The sequence below is a fragment of the Pradoshia sp. genome (genome assembly GCF_051873915.1).
In the GTDB taxonomy this organism is placed as follows: Bacteria; Bacillota; Bacilli; order Bacillales; family Pradoshiaceae; genus Pradoshia.
In genome coordinates this window covers 1-3,126 of sequence record NZ_JBJEFJ010000048.1, presented here as the reverse complement: position 1 = coordinate 3,126, position 3,126 = coordinate 1, and the positions used below count along the sequence as shown (strand labels likewise).

Genomic DNA, 3,126 nt, shown 5'->3' with positions numbered 1-3,126 from the left:
AAATAGCTTTCACGTCCATATGGGATGCAAGAGTATAAAAAAACTGTAGACCAAAACCTTAATGGATTTAGTCTACAGTCTGAGAGCCGAATGATGTTCATTCGGCTCTTTTTATGATGAATTTAATCGCCATAAAAGAGTCCATACTTAACTCTCTAAACTTCTTTTTAGATTAGCGGGATATTCAACGTACAGATTGTTTCATTCTTCTTGAGGAGTGATTCATAAGATATGACAGCGGTTATTCTAGGTACAAGCCAAATTCAGTCTAAATCATTCTTGTATATGGTAGGATGGTGGTATTGACTAGAATAAAGGATGAAGGAATAAATGAACCAATCTAATAGCTATCTCCCAGAGCTAATAAGTGAATGGGAGTCATTGTATAAAACAAAAGGAGAGCTTCCCTCACAGGAAGCTTTATTGAATGCTCTCTCAGAGGCAGCAAATATGGGGGAGGACAAGGAAAAATGGAAAGGCATCCTTCTCTATTTTCTTGCCTTGAATCGTGCCAATAAGAAGGAGGAAGACTCCTTCTACTATTTATTACTAGAACAGGCGGCCGTTTTATGGCCAGAAATGACTGATATACACACAAGACTCGAGAAGAAAAGCTTGAATCAGCTCAAAGGACTTCTTGACGGCTTAACCATGCCTGTTTTGCGCGAAACAGATAACCGGACGGCTAAGCGCAATGTCGTGATGGAAATCTTAGAAAAGGCTGAGCGGTATGGGCAAAGAGTTCATGAAGCCATTAAGGGCCTGCCAAAGGAAGAAAATTCCCCTTCGGTTCAGGAGGTCCGGACCGCTCTTGTGGCAGTCGATGAGCACTTGCAGCTTGTGAAGAAACAGGCTCAAGCCTATCAGGATACCTTGAGCGGAAATTTCCATACCATCACGGTTTATGAGGAATTAAAGCGATCCATCCTCCAGCTCAATGAAAGCAGGGACAGCTTTGATGCCATTCTGAGCAAACTGCAGCCATTTCAGGAACGGGAGCTCTCACCGCTTGATCAATTGGAGCGAATGGTTGGGCTTAAGGATATTAAGACACGCATTAGTCAGCTGTATGATTTCCTGACCTATCAGAAATCTAGACTTGAAATGGGCTTTACGAAAAGCAGTGATCTTAGCTTGAACATGGTTTTGACCGGGAATCCTGGCACGGGGAAAACAACACTCGCAAGATTATTAGGAAAGATTTATTATGAGCTCGGCATCCTGCCGAAGGAAACCATTATAGAAGCGGATCGGTCCAAGCTCGTTGGTGCCTATGTCGGTCAGACGGAGGAAAATGTCCGCAACCTCGTTGAAGAGGCCATTGGCGGTGTGTTATTTATTGATGAGGCTTATAGTCTAAAACGGGATGGTCAGCAAGGCAGTGATTATGGCCAAACAGTCATTGATACCTTGGTTTCGTTAATGGACAGTGCTGATTATGCAGGGAAATTCGCTGTCATTTTGGCCGGATATCCGGATGAAATGAGACAGTTTCTAGACAGCAATCCTGGACTCAGAAGCCGATTTCCACAGTTCAATTTCATGGAGCTTCCCGATTATTCCATGGAAGAAATGAAGGAAATTGCCTGCCGCTTCGCTGAAGATAACGGCTATTTCATTACGCCGGAAGCTTTTCCTGCTCTGGAGAAGAAGATCGAGCATGAGATGGTCGATCAATCCTTCGGTAATGCCCGAAGCGTTAAGTCAATTGTCACGGATGCTATTTTCCAAAAGGGCTCAAGGCAAATAGCCGATACTGGGCGTTCCTTCATCGATTATCTCCTTTTACAGGCAGAGGATTTTCATGAATCAGATACAAAGGAAGAGTCTAACCCGCCCATTGAAGAGCTGATGAATCTTGTAGGACTTGAATCCATTAAGGATGAAATCAAGAAATTATCAGCCTTTGTCCGCGTGCAGCAAGCTAGAAGGAATGAAGGGAAAAAGGTTGTGCCCATCCAGCTGCATGCAGTTTTTACCGGAAATCCTGGGACTGGGAAGACAACCATCGCCAAGCTGTATTCTGAGATTCTGCGTGATTGCGGGTTGCTGAAGCGGGGACATCTTGTCGTGGCAAGCCGTGCGGATTTTGTCGCGGGATATGTCGGCCAGACGGCTATCAAAACAAAACGGAAGGTCCAGGATGCACTTGGCGGTGTTTTATTCATTGATGAGGCGTACTCCTTATTAAGTCAATCCAACAGTGATTTTGGAGCAGAGGTTGTCAATACATTGGTGGATGAAATGACAAAGCATAATGAAAACCTGGTCATTATTTTGGCCGGATATCCGAAGGAAATGGATGAATTGCTTCAAAGCAATCCTGGCTTCTCTTCACGGTTTAAGAAGTTCATGCATTTCCCTGATTATTCGGTTATGGAGCTCCTGCAAATTATGAAGAACTATCTTGATTCCTACCAATACAGCCTTGATGAAGAGGCAGAGGAGTATTTGAAGGGGCGGTTAGAGGAGATGGAGATTGACGGGAATGGCCGCTTTGCCATCAATCTTGCTGATAATGCCATCCAATACCAGGCCCAGAGGTTGATGAATGCCGGCGAGAATGCAAATGCTTCAAACTTAATAAAAGATGATTTCAAACTTGTGTTAGAATGAATAAGGAATAGGAATTAGGCGCAGCAGGTAAGGAGTGTTTAGCGGAATGTTTATCTCAAAGGAAGAAATTCAACTGTTTTATGCAGACACGGACATGATGGGTGTGATGTATCACGCCAACTATTTAAAATGGTTTGAGCTGGGTAGGGCGGCCCTTATCCGTGATTTAGGATTTTCCTATACCGATATGGAGGATGCGGGCTACTATGCGCCTGTTTACGACATACAGGCTACCTATAAAACACCTCTCCGATATGGCGACCAGGCATATGTGTATACATGGGTAGAGGAAAACACGGGTTTGAAGACTGTCTATGCGTATGAAATTAAAAATCAGCATGATGAGGTATGTGCTGTTGGGGCAACCACACATATTGTCGTGAAGAAGGAAAATTTCCGTCCGGTTCAATTCAAAAAAGCATTTCCGGAATGGTTTGCTAAATACGAAGAAATTAAAAAGAAATAGCCCAATAGAAAGGAGAAGGGATGTCCCTTCTCCTTTCTTTATTA

2 protein-coding genes are annotated in these 3,126 nt (G+C 43.6%); both read left to right on the top strand.

Annotated elements, in window-relative coordinates; translation table 11 throughout:
• Positions 1-330 precede the first annotated feature (330 nt).
• Positions 331-2,616, top strand: coding sequence for an AAA family ATPase (locus tag ACI35L_RS05115; protein WP_439802374.1), 2,286 nt, complete (start codon positions 331-333; stop codon positions 2,614-2,616).
• A 46-nt stretch (positions 2,617-2,662) separates the two neighbouring features.
• Complete coding sequence (locus tag ACI35L_RS05110; protein ID WP_049670976.1) at positions 2,663-3,082, top strand: acyl-CoA thioesterase; 420 nt, start codon at positions 2,663-2,665, stop codon at positions 3,080-3,082.
• Positions 3,083-3,126 lie beyond the last annotated feature (44 nt).